At 68.9% G+C, this 6,159-nt stretch carries 7 protein-coding genes; 6 read left to right on the plus strand and 1 reads right to left on the minus strand.

Features of this window, described 5'->3' with window-relative positions; genetic code table 11:
• Nucleotides 1-12 precede the first annotated feature (12 nt).
• The 6 genes from ABZ453_RS43825 (at nucleotide 13) to ABZ453_RS43850 (ending at nucleotide 5,841) form a co-directional block, all read left to right on the plus strand.
• On the plus strand, nucleotides 13-297 hold the full coding sequence (locus ABZ453_RS43825) for a hypothetical protein (protein ID WP_359024494.1): 285 nt from the start codon (nucleotides 13-15) through the stop codon (nucleotides 295-297).
• Complete coding sequence (locus ABZ453_RS43830) at nucleotides 294-1,340, plus strand: hypothetical protein (protein ID WP_359024496.1); 1,047 nt, start codon at nucleotides 294-296, stop codon at nucleotides 1,338-1,340. Before ABZ453_RS43825 ends, ABZ453_RS43830 begins: the two co-directional genes overlap by 4 nt.
• 11 nt (nucleotides 1,341-1,351) lie before the next feature.
• Nucleotides 1,352-2,170 (plus strand): ATP-binding protein, encoded by an 819-nt coding sequence (locus tag ABZ453_RS43835; RefSeq protein WP_359024498.1) that lies wholly within the window; start codon nucleotides 1,352-1,354, stop codon nucleotides 2,168-2,170.
• A gap of 154 nt (nucleotides 2,171-2,324) precedes the next feature.
• Complete coding sequence (locus ABZ453_RS43840) at nucleotides 2,325-3,509, plus strand: DUF2637 domain-containing protein (protein WP_359024500.1); 1,185 nt, start codon at nucleotides 2,325-2,327, stop codon at nucleotides 3,507-3,509.
• Between the two features lie 62 nt (nucleotides 3,510-3,571).
• Nucleotides 3,572-4,003, plus strand: a complete 432-nt coding sequence (locus tag ABZ453_RS43845; RefSeq protein ID WP_359024502.1) for a hypothetical protein — start codon at nucleotides 3,572-3,574, stop codon at nucleotides 4,001-4,003.
• Nucleotides 4,004-4,122: 119 nt separating this feature from the next.
• Entirely contained in the window at nucleotides 4,123-5,841 is a 1,719-nt protein-coding gene (locus tag ABZ453_RS43850) for a hypothetical protein (RefSeq protein ID WP_359024504.1), read from the plus strand.
• A 78-nt stretch (nucleotides 5,842-5,919) separates the two neighbouring features.
• Here the strand turns inward: ABZ453_RS43850 and ABZ453_RS43855 are convergent.
• On the minus strand, nucleotides 5,920-6,159 hold a 240-nt coding region (locus ABZ453_RS43855), incomplete at its 5' end, for a hypothetical protein (protein WP_359024506.1).

Raw genomic sequence — 6,159 nt, forward strand, 5'->3', positions numbered from 1 at the left:
GGGACCAGCACGATGATCAACACCGCGACCGTTCAGACTCAGAAGTTCTCCGACCGCGCTCACCGCATCCTCTTCGAACTCGCCCTGCACCCTGATGGCGAGTGGGTCGACGTGACGTCCATCTACAGCAGCCTCGGACTGAACTCCCACCAAGTGCGTGGCGCCCTCACCGAACTCCGCACCGCGGGCATGGCCGAGAGGAAGCGGCGCATGGCCCGCAGCCAGGCCACCGGCCGCCGGACGCACCGCACCTACTTCCGCCTGACCGAGGACAACGCCAGCGAGGCCTGCGCATGAGCCGCCTGCCCAGCCCCACGGCAGTCCGTCACAACCGGCGTCGCCCCTACTACGTCCACGTGGAGTCGACGACCGTCCGCAACACACGCCTCAGCTACCGCGCGCTAGGGCTGCTGACCTACCTTCTTGATCAAAAGGAGGGGTGGCAGGTTCGGTCCGACCAACTCTCCAAGGGTGAGGGCCGCGAGGGACGTGAAGCTGTAAGGACCTCGCTGCGCCTGCTGGCCGCGGAGGGCCACTACCGCCTCGAACGGCGTCGACTGCGCAACGGCAAGGTCGTCATGGGCACGGCGGTGTCTGAGTTTCCCGTGGACCAGTGGAAGAAGGATCACGAGATCTTCAGCACTCAGAGGGATCCGGCCGTCCCCGTGGTGGAGCAGGAGGACGGCACGTTCTTCGTCGAGTACCCCGATGGCACCCTCGGCAGCGACGGGTTCGAGACCGACCCCTACGACGAGGCGGAACCCCCTGCCGACCTGGCCCCTGAGCCGGAGGAGGATCCGGCCGAGGGGGAGCCCCTCGCCGAGGAGCCGCCCACCGCGCCGCCGAAAACGGCCCCCCGTGCCCGGCGTCCCCGCCGAACCGCGGCCCAGAAGGCTGCTGATGATGCGGCGAAGGATGCCGCAGCCGTTCGAAAGACCGAGGAGAAGGCTGCCCTGGCCGAGGCCGCTGAGGAAGTTGCCAAGTGGTGGTGGGAGGACGCCGAGAAGCACCTCGGCCCGTTCGTCGGCAAGGCGAACGGATACGTCGCCATGCGCGGCATGGTGACCAAGGCGCTCGAGAAGGGCTACACCAAGCGGCAGTGCGCAGATGCCCTCCGGCACGCACGCAAGCATCTGCCCAGCGCGCAGCAGTGGCAGAACGCCCTCGGGGTCATCACGAACCGCATCGTCCCGAATCAGCCCAACGGACGGGTTCCATACAGCGATTCGGCGACCTGGGGTGACCAGGGCGACGATCCGCAGACCCCGCCCGGCGGCACTCTCGACACCCCGGCAGACGACTTTGACGACGCCACATTCGGCGTCCTCGCACGACAGTAAGGAGCGCCACGATGTCGGTCACCGCGGACACCCCGACGACTGCGCCGGCCCGCGGCATGAATGCGCTCGGCGACCTGAGCGCGCACCTCTTGCGCGTGCTGGAGAAAAACGGCGCGGACATGTCGCAACTCGGCGTTCCGCCCCAGCCAGAACCGGAAGACGGACTGTGGGAGGACGTGGCCGTGCCACAGGCCAGGGCACGACGGAACATGTGGCGCAACAGCATCATCGACGCCGCCCACGATGACTATCTGGCGTTTCGCTTCGATCACCTCGATGAGGCACAGAAACCGAAGACGCTTCAGCGCTGGCTCGACTCTCTGATCGAGGCGAAGAAGCTGGACGCACGACCGGCGGTCCTGAACATGATCCTTCCGGGGAACATCGGCAGCGGGAAGACCGCAGCAGCCATCTCGGTCGGGAACGAGGCCGCGGAGCGGGGGCTGTGGGCGCTGTTCGTGAAGCACGCGACCTACTTGACGTGGCGTCGCCCGGACTCGGCGCCACACAACATGAAGGCCTGGGAGGTCCGGAAAAGGTTCGTCGAGTGCGACCTGCTGGTCCTCGACGAGCTGTGCGGCGAAATGGACGTCACCGCTACCGAGTTCGCTCGGAAGGAGACCATCGACCTGATCGATGCCCGGATCGCGGCCGGACGGCCCACGGTGTACACCACGAACCTGCGCAGCCGCAGACAGCCGGGGAGCCAGGCGATGGGCGTGGTGGACATCCTGGGGGAGAGGCTGCTGTCCCGGCTCGGGTCTTCGGCACACCTGGCGAAGATCGTTGCGCCGGACAGACGGAAGCCGACGAAGCCACTGGACTGGTAACCGGGGGACTGAATAGCCCTGCATGTCCTGGTTCTTGACGGGGCGTGAGTTGCTAACGAAGGCACGCGAGGCGAAAGACGCTATATCGTTTAATCGACCCGGAAGGCTATGAGCATACGCCGACCGGGGAGACCCGAACGAGAGGAATGGTGTCTTGAAACGTCTGTCCCCCCGCTCCCACGCGGACGAGAAGCCGAAGGCTTTCGATGACTCCGGCGTACCGCCGCTCAGCGGCCGGGAGCGCTTCGGTGCCGGGCTGACCGCGCTGGGCGGGGCCGCCGTCGGCGGCCTCGGTTTCTACGCATCGTTCGACGCCGTGTCCAAGGCGGCCGCGTCCTGGGGCTTCACCGAACCGTGGGTCCTGCCCGCCGCCATCGACTCGGCCATCCCCGTCTTCACCGGGGCCTACCTCTTTCTCATCCGTATGGACATGCCGCTGTGGTGGGCACGGCTCGTCCCTTGGGCCCTGAGCCTGATCACCTGCACGCTGAACGTCGCGTCTGGCGACTCCCTTTGGTCCAAGGTCTCCCACGGGTCTATGTCCCTGCTTTGGGTCGCGGTCTCCGAGATCGCCGCGCACATCTACGCCGTCCGTATCGGCGCGGCCACTGGGCGTCGTCGCCACATGGACAAGGTTCGGTGGGCCCGCTGGATGCTTTCCCCGCTACCCACCTTCCTTCTCTGGCGTCGCATGCAACTGTGGGAGGAAGGCTCGTACGACACGGCCCTGCTGCTCGAGCAGGAGCGAATCGTCTACCAGGCGCAGCTCCATGGCCGATTTGGGCGGGCGTGGCGCAGGAAGGCGCCCGTGGCGTCGCTGCTGCCGCTGCGACTGGTCAACGCCGGAGTCCCGCTCGCCGAGACGGCCCCGGCTGGTCTGCGGGCGGCGGGCATCGAGCCCACAGGCATCTTCGCTTCGGCGCCTGAGCTGCCCGTAGTTCCCAAGCCGGCCGCTCCGCGCCCGCTGCTGGGCGCCGTGCGCGCCCCGGCCACACATCCGGTTCCGCCCGTTCTACCGGCCGTCAAAAAGCCACGTCCGCGCACGGTCACCGCGCCCCCGCAGCCGCAGGGAGGCATCCCACAGTGGAGCACTGAGGGTGAGCTGTACGAGATCATCAAGGACGTCATCGACAACGGACGGCGTGAAGTGTTCAACGGGCCGTTGACCGGCAAGGCCATAGGACTGGTTCTCGGCAAGCACGAAGGGGAGGGCCGCAAGGTCCGTAGCCGCCTCATCAAGACCTACGCCGCGACCAAGGGCATCAGCATCCCGGACAAGGCCAGCATGAGCCAGGTCTTCGCGTTGTTCGGCCAGGCGCTGACGTCAGTCAACCCGTAAGGCATCCTGCCCCTACCCGTACCGAAGTGGCGGGCTCCCCACCTGGGGTGCCCGCCGCCTGCATGATCGGACCCTTCCGCATGACACCGGAGACCCTGGCGCGGATCGCCACCGCCCGCGCCGCCCGTGACCTGTCCGACCTCGCCCGGCTTCTACTCGCGGACACAGCCACGACCATCAGCACGACGGAGCGCATCGAGAAGGCCCGCCGCTTGCGGCATGTGGCCAACGAGGTCGTCGACCTGGTGGTGCTCGCCGAAGCCCTGGGCGGTGCGTCCTGGGAGGAGATCACTCAAGCGCTCGGTCGGCGGGAATCGGGCACCGTGGAGCGAGAGTTCGCCGAGGCCGTCACCGCATGGGGCTCCAAGTCCGAGCAGGAGCTGGAGCGTGCGGCCGAGGGACACAGCGCCCTTGACGAGTGGTACGCCCGGCACCGGGAGGACCTGGAGCCGGAGCTCGCAACTCCTGTCGCGAATCTTCTCAACAAGCATTGAGCTACCCAGCCAGACCGGTAGAATAGTAAGCCGATGGCAACGGCGAGAGGTTAAGCCCACCGCCATTGCATCCTCCGCGGGAGAGCACCCGTGGGACCACGAAGTGAAGGAACACCCAGATGCCTGGTATCACCACGCCTCAGCGCGAGCGCAGATCCCGTAAGCCGACCGGCCTGCCCAACCCGCCGATGATCCTCCTCGCGGGCCCGGAGAAGACCGGCAAGAGCCGAGTCGCCGCTGAGGGCACCAGCTCCGACCTGATCGGGATGACGTACTGGATCGAGATCGGCGGTTCCGAGGGCACCGCCGACTATTACGGCCGTATCCCCGGCGCCCGGTACGAGATCGTCCCGCACGAAGGCACCTACCAGGACATCCTCGACGCCGTCCGCTGGGCCGTCGCGCAGCCGCCCGCCGTCGAGGGCAAGCGGAACATGATCGTGTTGGACAACGGCACGAACCTGTGGGACATGCTCAGCGACGAACAGGCCCTCTACGCCCGGTGGCGGGCGGAGAGGAAGGCGCAGGAGCAGCGCCGCCGCGGCCCTAACCCCGACCTCCCCGTCACCGTGGACCCCGACCTGTGGAACCGGGCGAAGGACCGGTGGGGCGAGATCCTGTGGCTTCTGCGTCGGCACTCCGGCCCCGTGATCATCATCGCCCGCCAGGAGCTCGTCACCTCGTTCGAGAACGACAAGCCCACCAGGGACAAGACCCGCAAGATCAAGGCGGAGAAGAACCTCCCGGCCGCGGTCGACGCCATCGTCGAGCTCCACGCCCTGGGGGAGGCGTACCTCACTGGCGTCCGCACCCTGCACTGGGACGTCACGCCCGGCCAGACCGAGCGGTTCGAGAATTTCAGCATCGACACCCTGCTCCGTCGCATGGGCTTCCACGAGGCCGCCCCCGCCCGCCAGGTCACCGAGACCCGGCCGGAGGCGTACCTGGACGAGCAGCAGGCCCAGCAGCAGCGCCCCCCTCAGCAGCGGCAGCAGCAGCGTCCCCCGCAGCAGCGCCAGGACCAGGGGCAGGCGCCCGCCCAGAAGGGGGACCAGCGGCCGAAGCTGACCGGCGACCAGGCCGTCGAGCTCATCCGGAAGGCGCTCGCCGACGAGACCAACCCGGAGGCCGCGCTGCAGAACATCCGAGGGCAGTGGGGCATCGTCACCCTGCAGCAGATCCGTACCCACACGCAGCAGTGGGGCGAGATGAGCGCGGACGCCCTGATCACCCGCTCCCTCGAGTACGCCAAGGGCCGCGCCGAGTGGAAGCGCCAGAACGGCGGCGCCGGACAGCAGACCGGTTCGGACCAGCAGGAGCAGCACCCCGGCACTCCGCCGCCGGGCCAGGCCGGGCCGGACGGTGCCCGCGAGCACCAGGCGCACCAGGAGCCGGAGCCGCCGGCCGAGGACGACGCGCCCCCGCCGCCGGACCCGGAGGCCGAGGAGCTGCCGCTGGACGAGTCCCCGGAGGAGACCAGCGCGGCCGAGGAGCCGCAGGACGTGCCCGCCGCCCGGCCCCCGGCCGCGCCCCGGGCTCCCCGCAACAGCCGGAACGAGGGCATCGCGCTCAAGGCATTGAACGCCGAGGCGGACGTCCAGGCCCGGATCAAGATGATGACTGTGGGTGAGCATCTCGGGCCGATCTCCGAGACGGGCGACCCGTCCCTGACTGTGCTCAGGGACTACCTCCAGAAGCATCGGCCCGCGATCATCGCTCAGCTCGAGCAGGAGGGGCACGCGGAGCTCGCTGCCTACTACCGGAGCGCTCCGGCGGTGGACCCGCAGATTCAGGAGCGGTTCGCTTCGTACTTCGCGAGCGCGCCCGCCGGGCAGTGAAGTGACGTGAGGTGACGCGCGCCCGGCCCCCTTCGGGCGCGCCTCCTCAGCGCGCTTCCCCTCCCCTCTCCCGTCACCTCACATCACCTCGCGCCAGGGCGCGCCCGCGCCTGGCCCTGTTCCTCGAGCGCGCGCCCAGGTGACCACGCGCCGTTCCTCCGTGCGTTCCAGCGCGCCCGCGCCGTCCGTCTGGCGCGCCGATCTGCGCGCGCCCAGGCGCGTCTCGAGACCGCGCGCGCCCACCCCTGCCGCGCCGCGCGCCGACCCGGGCGCGCCTTCAAGCGCGCGCCCAGGCGCGCCGATGTGGCGAGCGCGCGC

The sequence above is a fragment of the Streptomyces sp. NPDC005799 genome (genome assembly GCF_040630525.1).
GTDB lineage: Bacteria > Actinomycetota > Actinomycetes > Streptomycetales > Streptomycetaceae > Streptomyces > Streptomyces griseorubiginosus_B.

Coding starts and splice junctions, on each gene's coding strand:
- ABZ453_RS43825 (WP_359024494.1), top strand. CDS start 13: ATGATCAACACCGCGACCGTTCAGACTCAGAAGTTCTCCGACCGCGCT.
- ABZ453_RS43830 (WP_359024496.1), top strand. CDS start 294: ATGAGCCGCCTGCCCAGCCCCACGGCAGTCCGTCACAACCGGCGTCGC.
- ABZ453_RS43835 (WP_359024498.1), top strand. CDS start 1,352: ATGTCGGTCACCGCGGACACCCCGACGACTGCGCCGGCCCGCGGCATG.
- ABZ453_RS43845 (WP_359024502.1), top strand. CDS start 3,572: ATGATCGGACCCTTCCGCATGACACCGGAGACCCTGGCGCGGATCGCC.
- ABZ453_RS43850 (WP_359024504.1), top strand. CDS start 4,123: ATGCCTGGTATCACCACGCCTCAGCGCGAGCGCAGATCCCGTAAGCCG.